Source organism: Aeromonas sp. QDB20, assembly GCF_027707805.1.
GTDB lineage: Bacteria > Pseudomonadota > Gammaproteobacteria > Enterobacterales > Aeromonadaceae > Aeromonas > Aeromonas dhakensis.
This window is the reverse complement of record NZ_JAPCJC010000015.1, coordinates 39,273-55,728: the sequence shown is the minus strand read 5'-3', so window position 1 is coordinate 55,728 and position 16,456 is coordinate 39,273. Positions and strand designations below refer to the sequence as shown.

16 protein-coding genes are annotated in these 16,456 nt (G+C 64.4%); 9 read left to right on the top strand and 7 right to left on the bottom strand.

What is annotated here, in order from left to right:
- The first annotated feature begins 143 nt into the window (after nt 1–143).
- The 7 genes from PG897_RS16400 (at nt 144) to PG897_RS16370 (ending at nt 8,097) form a co-directional block, all read left to right on the top strand.
- Nucleotides 144–2,576 (top strand): heavy metal translocating P-type ATPase, encoded by a 2,433-nt coding sequence (locus PG897_RS16400; protein WP_201881149.1) that lies wholly within the window; start codon nt 144–146, stop codon nt 2,574–2,576.
- 10 nt (nt 2,577–2,586) lie between these two features.
- Nucleotides 2,587–2,976, top strand: coding sequence for a Cu(I)-responsive transcriptional regulator (gene cueR, locus PG897_RS16395; RefSeq protein ID WP_010635698.1), 390 nt, complete (start codon nt 2,587–2,589; stop codon nt 2,974–2,976).
- A 126-nt stretch (nt 2,977–3,102) separates the two neighbouring features.
- The gene (locus PG897_RS16390) at nt 3,103–4,257 is read left to right on the top strand and encodes a GGDEF domain-containing protein (protein ID WP_005306862.1); all 1,155 of its coding nucleotides are present in this window, start codon (nt 3,103–3,105) and stop codon (nt 4,255–4,257) included.
- 30 nt (nt 4,258–4,287) lie between these two features.
- The gene (locus tag PG897_RS16385) at nt 4,288–4,551 is read left to right on the top strand and encodes a YihD family protein (protein ID WP_005306857.1); all 264 of its coding nucleotides are present in this window, start codon (nt 4,288–4,290) and stop codon (nt 4,549–4,551) included.
- A gap of 198 nt (nt 4,552–4,749) precedes the next feature.
- Nucleotides 4,750–6,198, top strand: coding sequence for a cytochrome c oxidase accessory protein CcoG (gene ccoG, locus PG897_RS16380; protein ID WP_005306854.1), 1,449 nt, complete (start codon nt 4,750–4,752; stop codon nt 6,196–6,198).
- Between the two features lie 74 nt (nt 6,199–6,272).
- On the top strand, nt 6,273–7,262 hold the full coding sequence (locus PG897_RS16375) for a serine/threonine protein kinase (protein WP_201881147.1): 990 nt from the start codon (nt 6,273–6,275) through the stop codon (nt 7,260–7,262).
- Between the two features lie 226 nt (nt 7,263–7,488).
- Nucleotides 7,489–8,097 (top strand): thiol:disulfide interchange protein DsbA/DsbL, encoded by a 609-nt coding sequence (locus PG897_RS16370; protein WP_005306845.1) that lies wholly within the window; start codon nt 7,489–7,491, stop codon nt 8,095–8,097.
- Between the two features lie 70 nt (nt 8,098–8,167).
- Here the strand turns inward: PG897_RS16370 and phnE are convergent, their stop codons facing one another.
- The 5 genes from phnE to PG897_RS16345 form a co-directional block, all read right to left on the bottom strand.
- On the bottom strand, nt 8,168–9,715 hold the full coding sequence (gene phnE, locus PG897_RS16365) for a phosphonate ABC transporter, permease protein PhnE (protein ID WP_270829199.1): 1,548 nt from the start codon (nt 9,713–9,715) through the stop codon (nt 8,168–8,170).
- Entirely contained in the window at nt 9,703–10,464 is a 762-nt protein-coding gene (locus PG897_RS16360) for a phosphonate ABC transporter ATP-binding protein (RefSeq protein ID WP_201885282.1), read from the bottom strand. The genes phnE and PG897_RS16360 overlap by 13 nt, the downstream gene beginning before the upstream one ends.
- Nucleotides 10,461–11,306, bottom strand: a complete 846-nt coding sequence (locus PG897_RS16355; RefSeq protein WP_010635703.1) for a putative selenate ABC transporter substrate-binding protein — start codon at nt 11,304–11,306, stop codon at nt 10,461–10,463. Before PG897_RS16355 ends, PG897_RS16360 begins: the two co-directional genes overlap by 4 nt.
- Before the next feature lie 124 nt (nt 11,307–11,430).
- Nucleotides 11,431–12,609, bottom strand: coding sequence for a nicotinate phosphoribosyltransferase (gene pncB, locus PG897_RS16350; protein ID WP_201885281.1), 1,179 nt, complete (start codon nt 12,607–12,609; stop codon nt 11,431–11,433).
- 1 nt (nt 12,610) lies between these two features.
- Nucleotides 12,611–13,246 carry a nicotinamidase gene (locus tag PG897_RS16345; protein WP_201885280.1) on the bottom strand — a complete coding sequence of 212 codons (636 nt, stop codon included), beginning with the start codon at nt 13,244–13,246 and terminating at the stop codon, nt 12,611–12,613.
- A gap of 75 nt (nt 13,247–13,321) precedes the next feature.
- Here PG897_RS16345 and PG897_RS16340 point away from each other — a divergent pair, with 75 nt between their 5' ends.
- On the top strand, nt 13,322–13,972 hold the full coding sequence (locus PG897_RS16340; protein ID WP_201885279.1) for an NUDIX hydrolase: 651 nt from the start codon (nt 13,322–13,324) through the stop codon (nt 13,970–13,972).
- 100 nt (nt 13,973–14,072) lie between these two features.
- On the top strand, nt 14,073–14,558 hold the full coding sequence (locus tag PG897_RS16335; protein ID WP_024942649.1) for a DUF523 domain-containing protein: 486 nt from the start codon (nt 14,073–14,075) through the stop codon (nt 14,556–14,558).
- Here PG897_RS16335 and PG897_RS16330 read toward each other — a convergent pair.
- Nucleotides 14,504–15,457, bottom strand: coding sequence for an acyltransferase (locus PG897_RS16330; RefSeq protein ID WP_162518725.1), 954 nt, complete (start codon nt 15,455–15,457; stop codon nt 14,504–14,506). The two genes, PG897_RS16335 and PG897_RS16330, sit on opposite strands and share 55 nt — an antisense overlap.
- A complete protein-coding gene (locus PG897_RS16325) occupies nt 15,451–16,365 on the bottom strand; it encodes an acyltransferase (RefSeq protein WP_017787026.1) in 915 nt (304 codons plus the stop codon). Before PG897_RS16325 ends, PG897_RS16330 begins: the two co-directional genes overlap by 7 nt.
- Nucleotides 16,366–16,456: the final 91 nt, after the last annotated feature.

The window sequence follows — 16,456 nt, the reverse complement described above, 5'->3', positions numbered from 1 at the left end:
CCCATTTGCTCTCTGGCAGCAAACGGGCGCCGTTTTTTCATCTGCAAAAAGTGAGTCAGGTGGCTTGAGCTTACCCTTGCAGTAAAGGTTAGGGTTTGCTGGTCGGCGCTCGTTCTGGCCGACGGGTTCCGGGGAGGAACAAGATGACCACTCATATTCAATTACCCATCCATCTGCAGCTGCCGCTCACAGGCATGAGCTGCGCCAATTGCGCCAGCCGCATCACGACCGCCCTCAACAAGCTGGAGGGGGTCGAGGCGACCGTCAATTTCGCGCTGGAGCAGGCCGCCATCGACCTGGCCAGCACCGATCGTTTGCCGGCGGTGCTGGAGAGCATTCAGGCACAGGGCTATGACTATGGCCACGAGACGCTCTCCTTCCAGATCAGCGGCATGACCTGTGCCGGTTGTTCGGCCCGTCTGAACAAGATGCTGGCCGCGCTGCCCGGCGTCATCTCAGCCGACGTCAACTTCTCGCTCGAGCAGGCCCGTATCGTGCTGGTGCCCGGGATGCAGACCCCTGCCGCATTGCGCGAGCAGATCGAAGCCCTCGGCTTTGGCGCCCAGCTGGCGCAAGGCTCCGCCAGTGGCCGCCGCCAGCAGTTGCTGGAGCGGGAAGCGCAGGAGGCCGCCAGCGCCCGTCAGGCGCAGACCCGGGTCATCGTCTCGGCGCTGCTGACCCTGCCGCTGTTGGTGGGTATGCTCTCAATGGCTGGTCTGCTGCCCTGGCATCTGCCCGCCTGGCTGGAGCTGGTGCTCGCCACCCCGGTACAGTTCTGGATCGGGGCCCGCTTCTATCGCGGTGCCTGGCTCGCCATCAAGAACCGCTCCGCCAACATGGACGTGCTGGTGGCGACCGGTACCAGCGCGGCCTACTTCTACAGCCTCTATCTGCTGCTGACCCTGGGGATGGCCGCCAGCGGCCAGCTCTATTTCGAGGCGAGCGCCATCATCATCACCCTGATCTCCCTCGGCAAGTTGCTGGAGGCCCGGGCCAGACGCAGCACCCAGTCCGCCATTCGCGAACTGATGGCGCTGCGGCCGGAAACCGCCACCGTCTGGCGTGGCGAGAGCTGGCAGAGCGTGGCCATCGACGAGGTGCTGCGCGGCGATCGGCTGCGGGTGCTGGTGGGTGAGCGGGTACCGGTGGATGGCAAGATCCTGAGCGGCGAGAGCGAGCTGGACGAGTCGATCCTCACCGGCGAGAGCTTGCCGGTGCCCCGCGGCGAGGGCGACAAGGTGCTCGGCGGTGCCATCAACCGCTCCGGCGTGCTGGAGATCGAGGCCACGACTGTGGGGGAGGACTCCAGCCTCAGCAAGATCATCGCTCTGGTGGAGAGCGCCCAGATGGGCAAGGCCCCGCTGCAGCAGTTGGTGGACAAGGTCTCCGCCGTGTTCGTGCCGGTGGTGATGGCCATCGCCCTCTTTACCCTGCTAGTGTGGTACGCCATCGGCAACGACTTCGGTCAGGCGCTGCTGGCGGCGGTGGCGGTGCTGGTGATCGCCTGCCCCTGCGCGCTGGGACTGGCCACCCCGGCCGCCATCGTCACCGGCACCGGGGTGGCGGCGCGCCACGGCATTCTGATCAAGGATGTGGATACCCTGCAGAAGGCCCACGCCATCAAGGCGCTCATCTTCGACAAGACAGGTACGCTCACTCAGGGCCGGCCGGTGCTGGCGAGCTGGAGCGGCAACGACGAGCAGTTGCGCCTTGCCGCTGCCCTGCAGCAGGCGAGCGAGCACCCGCTGGCGCTGGCCATGCGCGAGGCGGCCGGTCAGGATGCCGTGCTGCCCCAGCCGGAAGCCGTCGAGGTGCGGGTCGGGGCCGGAATCCTCGGCCAGGTGGCGGGTCATTCGGTCGCCATCGGCAATGCCAATCTGTTGGCACAACTCGGCATGGAAGCGCCTGCGCAGGATCAGCAAGCCGCCGACGGCGCGACCCGGGTCTGGGTGGCCATCGACGGCGTGGTGGCCGGCATAGCGGCCCTGGCCGATACCCTGCGCCCCGAGAGTCCGGAAGCCATCGCCACCCTGCGCCAGCGCGGCATCGCCAGCTGGCTGGTAAGCGGCGATGCGCCGGCGCCGGTGGCCCATATCGCCGCCAAGCTGGGGTTGGACGGGGCCTTTGACTCAGTGCTGCCGGCCGGCAAGGTGGAAAAAGTCGAGGCGCTGCGGGCGCAAACTCGCGGGCTGGTCGCCATGGTGGGGGACGGGGTGAACGATGCCCCGGCGCTGGCTGCGGCGGATGTGGGCATCGCCATGGGCTCCGGCTCTGACGTGGCGATGGAGACCGCCGCCATCACGCTGATGCGCTCTGATCCGCGGCTGGTGGCCGATGCCATCGACATCTCGGCGGCCACCTGGCGCACCATCCAGCAGAACCTGTTCTGGGCCTTCGTGTTCAACATCATCGGCATTCCGCTGGCGGCGCTGGGTTACCTCAGCCCCGAGCTGGCGGGGGCGGCCATGGCCCTGAGCAGCATCACAGTCTTGAGCAATTCCCTGTTACTGAAACGCTGGCAACCGCGGGCGCTCGCCCATGCCAGCCACCATGTCAGCACTGAATCGAACCGTTAAGGAGTCATCCATGAACATCAGCAAGGTAGCCAAGGCGACGGGACTGACCGCCAAGACCATCCGCTACTACGAGAGCATCGGCCTCATCTCGGCGCCGGTGCGCAGTGACAATGGCTATCGCAGTTACACCGAGGGGGCGCTGCGCGAGCTGCGCTTCGTCAAGCGGGCGCGGGAGACCGGCTTCAATCTGGAGGAGTGCCAGGAGCTGCTGGCGCTCTATCGGGACGAGCACAGAACCAGCGCCCAGGTGAAGAAGCTGGCGCAGGAGAAGATCGTCGATCTGCGCGCCCGCATCGCCGGCTTGCAGGCCATGCTCAGCTCCCTCGAGGGGCTGGTCGGTTGCTGTCACGGGGACGAGAATCCCGAGTGCCCGATCCTCGACGAGCTGGAGCGCGGCTGAGCCGCCCCTGCCGGCAGGCTGGGGTCTGGCATCATCGACTGACTAACCGCTTAATAACGGACGTTTTATTGTTGGCTCCGAAGGGGTAGTGGTAGACTGTGCGGCTCTTGTACAGGGAGTACGCAGTTGACCCAGAGTGTGACACGTCAGGTGAAGCAGGCCATCATGGCCCAGCTCTATACCCACGCCTCATTCAGCCTGCCTTGCCTGGGTCTGCTGGCACTTGGCTGGAGCCTGCTGTTCCACGACTACCTGCCCGCCAGCGAGGCGCTCGGCTGGCTGGCGAGCGTGATGCTGCTGCTGCTCTGCCGGGGCTGGCACCTGCGCTGGCGCCAGCCCAGGCTGGCACAGATCCCGCTGCCGGTGCTGGAGCGCGAACTCTTCATCGGGGTGACCATCACCTCCATCATCTGGGCGCTGGGCGTGCTGCTCTACATGGACAAGCTGCCCGATACCTACCGCGCCGCCATGATGATGCTCGCCAGCCTGATCCTCACCGGCAGTGCCATCATGCTGTTTGGCAGTCGCCGCTCCCTCTATGGCGCCGTGCTGCCGCTCGGGCTCGCCATGGTGTTCGAACTGGGGGCGGGCAACGAGCAGGAGCGGATCGTCTCCAGCATGCTGGCCGGCTACCTGTTTGTCTTCCTGCCGACCCTGCTGCGTCGCCTGCGGCGGGATCAGGTGGCCTCCCTCTATCACCGTTTCTCCAACGCCGACCTGGTGGCCGAGCTCAAGGCGGTCTCCGAGCACCTCAAGCTCACCTCCCGGCTGGACGGGCTGACCGGCATCGCCAACCGGGCCCACCTCGACTACTGCCTCGAGCGCGCCTGGCGTCGCTGCCACCGTGCCCGGGCTCCCCTGTCACTGGTGCTGGTGGATGTGGACTACTTCAAGCAGTTCAACGATCTCTACGGCCATCAGCTGGGGGATGAGTGTCTGCAGCAGGTGGCGGGTCTGCTGGCCGAGGTGCAGCGGCGGGAGGATGACCTCGCCGCCCGTTACGGCGGTGAAGAGTTTGCGCTGCTGCTGCCCTGCACCAGCATGCAGGGGGCCATGCAGATCGCCGAAAACGTGCGGGTGGCCCTCAAGGAGTTGAGCATTCCCCATCAGAAGTCCCTGGTTTCCGGTCGGGTCAGCTGCAGTTTCGGGGTGGCGACCCTGGTACCGGATCAGACCCTCTCCATCAGCGAGCTGATACAAAAAGCGGATGCGGCCCTCTATCAGGCCAAGCATAATGGGCGGGATCGTATCGAAGTAGCCTTGATGGGTAAGGTTGCCTGAGTTTCACAAGACAGATTAAAGAGGTCGTCTATGCAATGTCATCGTATCGAAGAGCTGCTGGAGTTGTTGCAGCCTGCCTGGATCAAGGAACAGGATCTCAGCCTGGTACAGTTTGTTGCCAAACTGGCCGAAGAAGCGGGATTTGAAGGGCCTCTGTCCGAGCTGACCGACGACATGCTGATCTACCACCTCAAGATGCGTGAGTCCGACAAGCAGGCGATGATCCCCGGTCTGGCCAAGGACCACGTGCCCGACTTCAAGGAAGCCCTGCTCAAGGCCCGCGGCATCAAGTAAAGAGTGCGCTTGCTGGAAGCTTGATGGTTTTCAAAGGAATCTCTTAAAAAGGCGTTTCGTCAACTGGCGATACGTCTTTTTTGTTGCTTGAAATTGCGACACCACTCGAACATTAGATACATTTTACCCACACAATTAGCAGGCTGTTTAAGATATAATCCGCCCCATAACAATTAATTAATGGAGCGAAGTGTTGCAATGGCCGACCAGGACAAGATCGATATCAAGGATGTCACCGGCGATGTAACGGGGACGTTCAACCCCAATACCTTCAAAGCCAGCGACGACAGGTTCAACCCCGGCAACCGCATCTATGTCCGGGCCCAGACCGGCTACTGGCAGCGGATGCGCAAGGCCATGGGCTGGTTCTTCGTGGTGCTCTTCGTCGCCATTCCCTGGTTGCGCTATGACGGTCGACAGGCCGTGTTGTTCGATATCGGCCATCAGCAGTTCCACATCTTCGGTGCCACCATCTGGCCGCAGGATCTCACCCTGCTGGCCTGGGTCTTCATGATCGCCGCCTTTGCCCTCTTCTTCGTGACCACCTTCCTGGGTCGGGTCTGGTGCGGCTACCTCTGTCCGCAGACGGTGTGGACCTTCATGTTCATCTGGTTTGAAGAGAAGCTGGAAGGCTCCGCCAACAAGCGCCGCAAGTTGGACGCCTCGCCCTGGAACGGCGAGAAGCTGGCCCGCAAGGGGGCCAAGCACCTGGCCTGGCTCCTGCTGTCGCTGGGTACCGGCCTCACCTTCGTCGCCTACTTCCAGGATGTGTTCCAGCTGGTGCCTGACTTCTTCACCCTGCAGGCCAGCGGCTGGGTCATCTTCTGGGTGGTGCTCTTCGCCGCCTGCACCTACGGCAACGCCGGCTGGATGCGCGCCATCATGTGTATTCACATGTGCCCCTATGCCCGCTTCCAGTCCGCCATGTTCGACAAGGACACCTTCATCGTCGGCTATGACACCAAGCGCGGCGAGACCCGGGGGGCCCGTTCCCGCAAGGCCGATCCCAAGGCGCTGGGACTGGGGGACTGCATCGACTGCGACCTCTGTGTGCAGGTCTGCCCGACCGGTATCGACATCCGCGACGGCCTGCAGTACGAGTGCATCAACTGCGGCGCCTGCGTCGACGCTTGCGATCAGACCATGGAGCGGATGGGCTATCCGAAAGGGCTCATCAGCTATACCACAGAACACAAGCTGGCCAATGACTCCACCCATGTGGCGCGGCCCAAGCTGATCGGTTACGGCCTGGTGATGGCCATCATGCTGGGGGTGTTCGTCTACAACGCCATGTCCATCATGCCGATGGGGCTCGACATCCTGCGGGATCGCAACCAGCTGTTCCGCGAGAACAGCGAGGGGCTCATCGAGAACACCTATACCCTCAAGATCCTCAACAAGACCCTGCATCCCCAGACCTATCAGCTGGATGTGGAGGGGCTGCCGGAGCACGAGTGGTTCGGTCCGCGCGAGGTGACCCTGAAGGCCGGCGAGATCTATACCCTGCCGGTGAGCGTGGCCGTCGATCCCTTCAACCTGAAGAAGCCGACCCTGGACATCCGCTTCGTGCTCAAACGCGAAGGGGCGGCGCCGGACGACAGCAAGGGGACCCTGCGCCAGCCCAGTAAATTCATCAGCCGGTTGTGACGGCAAGGCACACCGCCATGCACGGCAACGGCGGACAGTAGTGATAGAATGGGGCGCAACGGCGCCCCTTTCTCATGGTGGATGACATGCGTTTCAACTATTCCGATCTCACTCCCGACCTCATCATGGATGCGCTGGACCTCAGCGGTCTGCGGCTCGACTCGGGCCTCATCGAGCTCAACAGCTACGAAAACCGGGTTTATCAGTTCCAGGACGAGGATCGTCGCCGCTACGTGGTGAAGTTCTATCGTCCCGGCCGCTGGAGCCGGGCCCAGATCCTCGAGGAGCACGAGTTTGCCGCTCGCCTGTGCGAGGCGGAGATCCCGGTCGCCGCTCCCATCGCCTTTGCCGGCGAGACCCTGCTGGAGCATCAGGGCTACCCCTTTGCCATCTGGCAGAGCGTGGGGGGACGCCAGTTCGAGGTGGACAATCTCGACCAGCTGGAGTGGGTGGGGCGCTACCTCGGCCGCATCCATCAGCTCGGTGCCAGCAAGCCCTTCCACCATCGCGTCCGGCTCGACGTGGAGACCATGCTGCACGAGCCGCGTCAGCTGCTGGCGTCCGGCGAGTGGTTGCCGAGCGGGTTGGCCAGGCAATTCTTCGGGGTGCTGGACGAGCTGATCAAGCACGTCGGCGACGCCATGACCCTGGATGTGGCGCAGATCTCCCTGCATGGCGACTGCCATCCGGGCAACATCCTGTGGCGCGACGGTCCCATGTTTGTCGATCTCGATGACTGCCGCACCGGCCCCGCCATCCAGGATCTCTGGATGATGCTGAACGGCGAGCGCAGCGAGCAGCAGATCCAGCTCGACACCCTGCTGGCGGGCTATGAAGAGTTCATGGAGTTCGACCCGCGCGAGCTGGCGCTGATCGAGCCGCTGCGGGCCATGCGCATCGTCCACTACATGGCCTGGCTGGCGCGGCGCTGGGAGGATCCCGCCTTCCCCCGTCACTTCCCCTGGTTCAACACCGAGCACTACTGGCGCCAGCAGATCGCCACCCTGCACGATCAGCTGGAGGCACTCAAGGCGCCACCCCTGACCCTGATGCCGGGCTGGTGATGCGGTAGGTTGCCAGCCATTCGTCATGTCTGCCGCAGACCCGCGGCAGGCTATCAAGGCGTTCGCGCTGACGCGGGCGCCGGGGAGAGAGCTTGACGACCTGGTGCGCGAGGGATGGGACTCGCCCCCCTGCTTGATCATTGACTGTGCAGTGGTGACGCAATAGGCTTGGCACTGCTTCGGTTCGCCGGGCGTGCCTCACAGTGATCCCTTAACAGGAAACGTCATGAAAAAAATTCTGTTTTTCCTTGCTGCCATGCTGATGATGCCCATGGTTCACGCCGCCCCCGAATTCAAGGAAGGCGTCAACTATGATGTGGTCAAGCAGACCGGTAGCGCCCAGCCGGAAGTACTGGAGTTCTTCTCCTACTACTGCCCCCACTGCGCCAAGTTCGAGCCGATTGCCGAGGATCTGAAGAAGAACCTGCCGGAAGGCGTGCCGATGAAGAAGAACCCGGTGGCCTTCCTGGGCCGCGAAATGGGTCCGGAGATGCAGCGTGCCTACGCCGTTGCCAGCCTGCTGAACGTTGAAGGCAAGCTGACCCCGGCCATCTTCGACAAGATCCACACCCAGCGTCAGATCCCGCAGAGCCGCGCCGACGTGAAGCAGATCTTCGTGGACAACGGCGTACCGGCCGAAGAGTTCGACGGCGCCGTCGACAGCTTCGCCGTCTCCGGCATGGTCTCCCAGTTTGACCGCAACACCGAGAGCTACAACATCCGCGGTGTGCCGGCCTTCCTGGTCAACGGCAAGTACATGGTGAAAATCGAATCCATTACTTCTCAGGAGCAGTTCAACCAGCTGGTGAAATTCCTGCTGGCCAAGAAAGACTGACCTCGTCTGATCCCATGAAAAAAGCCCGCCGATGCAAACCGGCGGGCTTTTTGTTTATCAGGAGCCTGCGTCAGATCTGGCAATCCCGCTGAGTGGGGGCCGGGCGCGGCAAGCGGGTGCGGCGGCTGATGGCCTCAGCCAGCCAGACCAGCAACAGGATGGCCAGCAGCAGGGTGGCAGTCTGATCGTAACGGAACAGGCTCAGGGAGACATAGAGCTGCTGCCCCAGCCCGCCGGCGCCGACCACACCGAGTATGGTGGCGGCCCTCAGGTTCATCTCGCCGCGATAGAGGCTATAGGCCAGCCACTGGCGCGTGACCAGGGGAAACAGCCCATACCAGAAGCTGGCAATGGGCCCGGCCCCGCTCAGCTGCAGGGAGAGGCGGGGGGCAGGATCGGCGTTCTCCAGGGTCTCCACGAAGAGGCGCGCCAGCACCCCGGTGGTGTGCAGGGTCAGCGCCAGTATGCCAGCCACCGGCCCCAGCCCGACCGCGATCACCAGCAGGCTGGCGAAGATGAGCTCGGGCACCGAGCGCAGCAGGTTGAACAGCAGCCGCAGCGGCCAGCAGTGGCGAGCGAGGCAGGCCAGCGGCAGGGCCAGCAGGGCGCTGAAGAGGGTACTCAGCAGCGCCATCTGCACCGTATCGAGCAGGCCGCTGGCCACCGTCTTGAGGAAGGGCCATGACCAGTCTGGTTGCAAGAACTCCCCCAGAAAGGCGCCCAGTCCCCCGAAGGAAAAGCTCAGCATGCGCCAGTCGAGCTGATAAAGGGCGAGAGCTGCGGCCAGTCCCAGGCAGATCAGCAACAGCAGGCCGGGGGAGCGGCTGTGGCGCAACCAGGCGCTGAGGCCATCCGCCAGGGTCACCAGCAGGATGAAGGCCAGCAGCAAGGTCGCCACCTCGCCACCGGCAAACATGCGCAGGGAGAGCTCAAGCTGCTGGCCGAGCCCGCCGGCGCCGACGAAGCCCATGATGACGGAGGCGCGCAGGGCGCACTCCCAGCGGTAAACGGTGTAGGAGAGCAGCTCCTGGCGCACCGCGGGCAGCACGCCGTACCAGAGTGCCTGCAGCCGGCCGCTGCCGCCCAGCAGCAGGGCGCGGGCCGGTTGCAGGGCGCCGCTCTCCATGATCTCGTTGTAAACCTTGGCCAGCATGCCGCCGTAGCTGACCGCGATGGCCAGGATGGCGGCCAGCGGCCCAAGCCCGGACAGGCGCACGAACAGCAGCGCCCAGATGAGCTCGGGTAGGCTGCGCAGCACGATGGCGACGAGGCGTGAGAGGGCTCGCAAGGCGCTGCGCAGCGGGCTGGGCGCCGGCCCCAGTTCGGCCAGCGACAGGGCGCGCGAGCCGAGCAGGGCAAACGGCACGCCGAGCAGCAGGGCGCCCGCCAGTCCCAGAGTGGCGACGGCCAGGCTCTCCAGGGTCGCGGTCAGGGTCAGGGCGAGGAAGTCCTGATCAAAACGGGGTGGCCAGCTGGTGGCGAGGAAGTTGCCCATCTGCCGCCAGCTCTGGCCGTCGAACAGGCCGAGCCAGCCGTCGGCCTGCTGCCACAGGCTGTAGCCGATCAGCAGCAACAGCCAGGGCAGGGGATGGCGCCAGCGGTGGGTCAGTTCAAACACGCAGCCGCCTCGTCATCACCGGCATAGAGCTCGGCCAGCATGGCCGGCGTGACGGCTGCAGCCGGGCAGTCGAACTGCACCCGCCCCTCGCGCAGACCGATGATGCGAGGGAAACGGCCGAGCGCCAGCTCGACCGCATGCAGGTTGGCGATGAGTGTGCTGCCCCGGGCTCTAGCCTGGGCCAGCAGGGCATCCAGGCTGCTCTGGGCGAGCACGGGGTCGAGGGCGGAGACGGGCTCGTCGGCCAGGATCAGATCAGGCTGCTGATAGAGCACCCGGGCGATGCCGACCCGCTGCAACTGGCCACCGGAGAGCTCGCCGCAGCGCTGTTGCCACTTGTCGGCAAGGCCGAGGCGGGCCAGTTCGGCCCGCGCCCCTGCGGGGTCGCAGGGGCGCAGCAGGGAGAGCAAGGAGCGGCCGAGGGACCACTGGCCGAGCCGACCGGCCAGCACGGCGGTCACCACCGGCTGGGAGGCGGGCAGCGGGGGTTGCTGCCAGACCATGCCGATCCGGCTGCGCAGCCGCTGGCGGTCCCGGGTGGAGAGGGTCCAGGGATCCTGCTCCCAGAGGGTGAGCCTGCCCTCGCCACGCAGCTCGGTGCCGATCAGCCGCAGCAGGCTGGTCTTGCCCGCGCCGCTTGGCCCTATGATGGCCACGCACTCGCCCGCGGCTATCTGCAGGTTGAACGGCTGCAGGATGCGACTCTGGCCGAGCCGCAATCCTTCCCCGTCCAGCGCGACGGCGATCACTTCAGCAGGCCGGCCTGGGTGGCGGCGGCTTCGATGCCCAGGTAGTTCTCGGGCTTGGTCTCGATGAAGCGGCTGGCGCGTTGCAGCTTGAGGATCTCGGCCTGGGCGGGCACCGCCGGATCCAGGCTGAGGAAGGCCTGCTTGATCTTCTCTTGCAGGGCCGGATCCAGGCCGCCGCGCACGGTCCAGTTGTAGTCAAAGTAGGTCGGTGTGGTCCAGATCACCTTGACCTTGGCGGTGTCGACCTTGCCCTCTTCCACCAGCTTCTCCCACACGGAGGCGTTGAGCGCACCGGCCGGCACCTTGCCGGAGGCGACCCAGGCGACGGTGGCGTCGTGGGCGCCGGAGAAGGCGACGTGGGCGAAATCACGCTCCGGGTTGATGCCCTGCTCGGCCAGGAAGTGGCGTGGCATCAGGTGACCGGAGGTGGAGGAGGGGGAGCCGAACGCAAAGTCCTTGCCCTTGGTGTCGGCCAGGGTCTTGATGCCGCTGTCGGCATTGGCGATGAACTTGGAGGTGAACTGGGCATCTTCCTGGCGCTGCACCAGGGGCACCACCTTGTCGGCACGACGATGGGCCTGCACATAGGTGAAGCCACCGAGCCAGGCCATGTCCAGCTTGCCGGCGGCCAGCGCCTCGACCACGGCGGCGTAGTCGTTGACCGGCACGAACACCACCTCGCGGCCGGTCTTCTCGGCCAGGTAGTCACCCAGCGGGGCAAACTTGCGTTGCAGCTCGGTGGGGGCCTCGTCCGGGATGGCGGAAACCCGCAGCGGTTCGGTGGCGATGGCGCTCAGGCTGGTGAACAGGGTGGTGAGGGCGAATATCCATTTGCGGGTCATGGTGCATTCCTTGGTGGGCTGTCGTTCGGGCAATAGAAAGGCCCGACACCAGTCGGACCTGACGAGGAGAGAATGGTAGGGGGCCACTGGCCACTGGCGCAAGATGCGCCCCCAAAAATAGGCGTTAGACCCCGACGTGGAAGGCCTGCTTGAGGTTGCGGATGAAGTCCGCGTCCCGGCACAGGGTCTTGCCCGGGCTGTCGGAGATCTTGGCGACCGGGCCGCCGTTGCACTCGATCAGCTTGAAGACGATGTTCATCGGGCTGACCCCGGGCAGATCGCAGGTGAGCTTGGTGCCGATGCCGAAGCTGGTGTTGATGCGGCCGCGGAAGTGACGGAACAGCTCGACGGCCTTGTCGAGATTGAGGCCATCGGAGAAGACCAGCGTCTTCTCGGTGGGGTCGATGCCGAGCCGCTGATAGTGGCTGATGGCCTTCTCGCCCCACACTACGGGATCGCCGGAGTCGTGACGCAACCCCTGATAGCGGCTTGCCAGCTCGAAGTCGAAGTCGCGCAGGAAGGCATCCATGGTGATGCAGTCGGTGAGCGCGATGCCGAGGTGGTTGGTGAACTCATCCAGCCAGCTGGTGAGGGCCGCACGCTGGCTGTGCTCGAGCGGGAAGCCGAGCTGCTGATGGGCCTGGAACCACTCGTGAGCCTGGGTGCCCACCGCCGGCAGGCCGTACTTCTGGGCCAGCAGGTAGTTGCTGGTGCCGCGAAACGCTGGCAGCCGCTCCTGGAGGCGACCCACCACCGCATCCTGCACCGCGAGGGAGAAGCGGCGCCGGGTGCCAAAGTCGATGAGGTTGAACTCGCTCATCTCTTCCCGGCTCAGCTCCCGCTCCAGCTTATCGAGCTTCTGATCGAGCCGATCCAGCGCCTGGCTGACGCCAAACTGGGGGTAGCGGAAGCGGTTGCGCATCTCGCTGATGATGGCGAGCACCGGGATCTCCCACAGGATCACGTCCTGCCAGGGGCCCTCGACCCGCACGTTGATGCGACCATCCTGCTCGAACACCTTGAGCAGGGAGGCATCCAGCGGCTTGCGGCGCAGGTGGTCGAGGTAGTCAGGGGTAAAGAAGGGGCGCTCCGCCAGGAAGTTGAGCTCGGGCCGGGTCAGCCGCAGGGAGCCGGCGAGGCGCAGCTGCTCCTCAATCTGACCCATCATGGGCAGCAGATCTTCCTCGTTGCGGCTGTGGAACTCGGCCACCACCTCGGCATCCGGATAGCGATGGAACACCGCCTGCTGCATGTGCAGCTTGTAAGCATCTGTATCGAGCAGGCTGTTGAGAATGGGAGGCATATCAGGCGTCCAGCAGGCGTTGTACATCGGCAAGGGTCTGGGCCAGTTCGGCGCCGGCCTCGATCATCTGGGTGTGGGCCTGAGCGACCGTTTCGGGGGCGATGCCACGGCAGGCATCGAGGTGGACGATCACCCGGAAACCGGCGCGGCGCAGCTGCAGCACGCTGGTCTTGACGCAGTAGTCGGTGGCGAGGCCGCCGGCCAGTATGGTCGTGACGCCGCGGGCTTGCAGAAACTCGATGAGCCCTGTGCTGCGGCGCTCGGCCAGATCGTGGAAGCAGGTGCCATAGGGGTGCAGATCCGGCTCGACCCCCTTCCAGACGAAGAAGTCGTAATCGACCGGGGCCGGCAGGCCGTCGAGCAGTTCGAAGCCGCGGGTGCCCGGTACGCAGTGCACCGGCCAGGTGAGGTCGGCGTTGGGCAGATCCAGCGGCAGCAGCATGCCGGCAGGGTCGCTGACGGCCCAGGCGGCGTTGGCCGGGTGTGAATCCTTGCTGCCGACCCGCAGGCTGGCGAGGGTGGCCTGAGCGTTGAGCGCAGCCACAATATCATCCCCGCCCGCGACGGGCAGTTCGTTCGGGCAGAGGGGGGTAAACCCCTTCTGCGCATCAATATCCAGGCTGGCGACGGTTCCCATTGAGTGGCTCCTGCACATACTATTCGTGTGATATTATCTACCAAACATTAATCGAAGGCGAGCAGGGCGATCGGCATGTTGAGAATGAGTCTGGATATGGTGGTGCTGCGGTTGAACGAGGAGCGGCTCGAGCTGCTGCTGGAGACCCGCGATCGCCCGCCCTTTGCCCACTGCTGGCAACTGCCGGCCCTGCGCATCGACGAGACCCGGGATCGGGATCTGGACGCGGCTCGCCATCGCCTGCTGACCGAATGGGGGCTGGGCCACTGCTACAGCGAGCAGGTCTGCACCCTGGGCAACCTGGAGCGGGATCCCCGTGGCTGGTCCACCACCCTGGTCTACCTCTGTCTGGTGGATCCCGAGGTGGAGGTTCTCCACGGCTATTGGCACCCGCTTGCAGCCCTGCCGGGGCTCAGCCTCGCCTTCGACCACACCCAGCTGATCGCCAGAGGGTTGGAGCGACTGCGCATCAAGAGCCGTTACAGCACCCTGCCGCTGCAACTGCTGGGGGCCGAGTTCACCCTCTCCGAGGTGCAGCGGGCCTTCGAAATCATCCTGCAGACCCCGATGAACACGGCCGCCTTTCGCAAGCGCATCCATCGCGCCGATATCCTGGTGGACACCGGCCGCAAGCGCACCGGCAAGCAGCGTCCCGCCATCCTCTACCGGCTGGAGAGCCCCTGCTGCGTGATGTTCGATCAGGTGATGCACGGAGCGGAAGCATGAGTGATGCAGGTGTGCACAAGGTATTGGTAAGCGCCTGTCTGCTGGGTCCATGTTCGTTGCGCTACGAGGGCCCAGGTTTTAGCCAGCGGGGGAGCAAAGCATGAGTGAGACCAGCGTGCACAAGGTACTGGTGAGTGCCTGCTTGCTGGGTCAGCCGGTGCGTTACGACGGCCAGAGCAAGGGCATCGTCAGCGACTGGCTGCAGACGCTGGGGGCCGAGGGGCGGGCATTGGCCTTCTGTCCCGAGGTAGCGGGCGGTCTGCCGACGCCACGCCCCCCTGCCGAGCGGCAAGGGGAGCGAGTGATGACCGCAAGCGGGCTGGATGTGACAGCGGAGTTTGCCCGTGGCGCCGCGCTGGCGCTGGCGACTTGTCAGCAGCAGGGGATTCGCTTCGCCCTGCTCAAGGAGGGGAGCCCCTCCTGCGGCAGCGGCCGCATCTACAACGGCCGCTTCGAGGGGCAGTCCGTGGCGGGCGAGGGCATGACCACTGCCCTGCTGCGTCGCCACGGCATCGCCGTGTTCAGCGAGGATCAGCTGCCCGAGCTGGCCTCGGTACTCGCCTCGGCGGCCTGCGGCTCGGTCTGAGCCGCCGCATCGGCCGCCTGCCACTGCGCCAGCACGGCATCCTTCTCCTGCCAGCGCTGGTTCAGCCACTCCTGGAAGCCGCGCTTGAACTGCTTGTCATTGAAGTAATCCCCCACCAGCTGCTCGTCCACCGGCAGCTCCTCGATCCGCACCCGGATGCGCTTCATCCGCCCCATCAGGAAGTCCTTGAAGGGAGTCTCGACGTTGTCCGGATAGCTGATGGTGACGTTGATCAGGCTGTCGAACTGCTCCCCCATGGCCGCCAGGGTGAAGGCCAGCCCCGCCGCCTTGGGCGGCATCAGATGCTGGTATCGGGAGCGGGAGGCATCGCGCTTCGCCTCGGTGAAGCGGGTCCCCTCCACGAAGTTGATGACGGTGGTGGGGATGTGGCGAAACTGCTCGCAGGCGTTGCGGGTGGTCTCGATATCCTTGCCCCGCAGATGCGGGTTGCGCAGCAAGAACTCCCGCGAGTAGCGACGCATAAAGGGCATGTCCAGCCCCCAGCAGGCCAGTCCCAGCAGCGGGATGTAGATGAGCTCGTGCTTCATGAAGAACTTGGGGACCGGCAGCCGGTCGCGAAACAGGTGGCCGAGCACGACTATGTCGGTCCAGCTCATGTGGTTGCTGATGATGAGATACCAGCCATCCTTGCGCAGCCGGGTGTCGTCCTCCACCTGCCAGTCGATGCGGGTGGTGAGGCGGATCACCAGGGCATTGCAGGCCAGCCACAGCCGCATGAAGCGGTTGTTGAGCCGGCTGCAGGCATGGGCCAGGGGCGGAACGGGCAGCAGTTTGACCAGCGACACCAGCAGGATCAGGCTGGCGCACAGGGCGGTAAACAGTATGGTCAGGCTGGCGCTGATGAGCAGCACCAGCGGACCCGGGAGCAGGCTTAGCATGGCGTAGTTTGGGGCGTCTTGTCTGCCAGCAGCTGGTTCAGGGTCTGGTCCTTCTCGTGCCAGATCCCGTTCAACCACTGCTGAAACTCTTGTTGGAACTCGGGGTCATTGAAGTAATCCCCCACCAGATTGCGTTCGATCGGCAGAAAGCGGACCCGAACCTTGATCTCCTTGACCCGACCGCACATGAAGTCCCAGTAGCTGGGGATGCCGCCCGGATAGGCGATGGTCACATCCACCAGCTTGTGCAGCTGATCGCCCATGGCTGCCAGGGTGAAGGCAATGCCGCCAGCCCTCGGATGCAGCAGGTGGCGATAGGGCGCTGCCTGTTTGTCGTGTTTGCGGGCGGTGAAGCGGGTGCCCTCGACAAAGTTCATCACGCTCACCGGCATGTGGCGGTACTTGGCACAGGCCTTGCGCGTGGTCTCTATATCTTTTCCCTTCAGATGGGGCTTCTTTTCCAGCAGTTTGCGGGAATATCGCTGCATGAAGGGGAAGTCCAGTGCCCACCAGGCCAGACCGAGAAAAGGTACCCAAATCAGTTCTTTCTTGAGGAAAAACTTCAGGAAGGGGATTTTTTGATTAAAAACCCGCTGCAGTACCAGTATGTCGACCCAGGATTGATGGTTGGCAATCACCATATACCACTCATTCCGGTGCCCTTTGTCCACTCCGACCACATCGAAAGGGGTTCTGATGATGGTTTTCTGGATCAGGTTGTTGAAACCGATCCAGCAGCCGGCGCTGCCATCCAGCAGGGCATTGCAGAAGGTGCGCCAGCCCTTGAGGGGCAGCACCAGCTTGAGCAGGCCCAGCGAGAGGATCGGGATAAACCAGAACAGGGTGTTGAGAAAATAGAGCAGGGTCGAGAGGCTGCCGCGCAGTCGCTCAATCAGCTTGTTGGGCATGGGTCGGGTCCGTCTTGCTGTCGATAAAGGGCCATCAAGTGGTCAGATCTGTGGCCATAATATCAGCCGATGGCCCGCGAGACCATGCAGT

Excerpts from the sequence above, each read along its gene's own strand:
- PG897_RS16400 (WP_201881149.1), top strand. The coding sequence starts at position 144 with ATGACCACTCATATTCAATTACCCATCCATCTGCAGCTGCCGCTCACA.
- cueR (WP_010635698.1), top strand. The coding sequence starts at position 2,587 with ATGAACATCAGCAAGGTAGCCAAGGCGACGGGACTGACCGCCAAGACC.
- PG897_RS16385 (WP_005306857.1), top strand. The coding sequence starts at position 4,288 with ATGCAATGTCATCGTATCGAAGAGCTGCTGGAGTTGTTGCAGCCTGCC.
- ccoG (WP_005306854.1), top strand. The coding sequence starts at position 4,750 with ATGGCCGACCAGGACAAGATCGATATCAAGGATGTCACCGGCGATGTA.
- PG897_RS16375 (WP_201881147.1), top strand. The coding sequence starts at position 6,273 with ATGGTGGATGACATGCGTTTCAACTATTCCGATCTCACTCCCGACCTC.
- PG897_RS16370 (WP_005306845.1), top strand. The coding sequence starts at position 7,489 with ATGAAAAAAATTCTGTTTTTCCTTGCTGCCATGCTGATGATGCCCATG.
- PG897_RS16355 (WP_010635703.1), bottom strand. The coding sequence starts at position 11,306 with ATGACCCGCAAATGGATATTCGCCCTCACCACCCTGTTCACCAGCCTG.
- pncB (WP_201885281.1), bottom strand. The coding sequence starts at position 12,609 with ATGCCTCCCATTCTCAACAGCCTGCTCGATACAGATGCTTACAAGCTG.
- PG897_RS16345 (WP_201885280.1), bottom strand. The coding sequence starts at position 13,246 with ATGGGAACCGTCGCCAGCCTGGATATTGATGCGCAGAAGGGGTTTACC.
- PG897_RS16340 (WP_201885279.1), top strand. The coding sequence starts at position 13,322 with ATGTTGAGAATGAGTCTGGATATGGTGGTGCTGCGGTTGAACGAGGAG.
- PG897_RS16335 (WP_024942649.1), top strand. The coding sequence starts at position 14,073 with ATGAGTGAGACCAGCGTGCACAAGGTACTGGTGAGTGCCTGCTTGCTG.
- PG897_RS16330 (WP_162518725.1), bottom strand. The coding sequence starts at position 15,457 with ATGCTAAGCCTGCTCCCGGGTCCGCTGGTGCTGCTCATCAGCGCCAGC.
- PG897_RS16325 (WP_017787026.1), bottom strand. The coding sequence starts at position 16,365 with ATGCCCAACAAGCTGATTGAGCGACTGCGCGGCAGCCTCTCGACCCTG.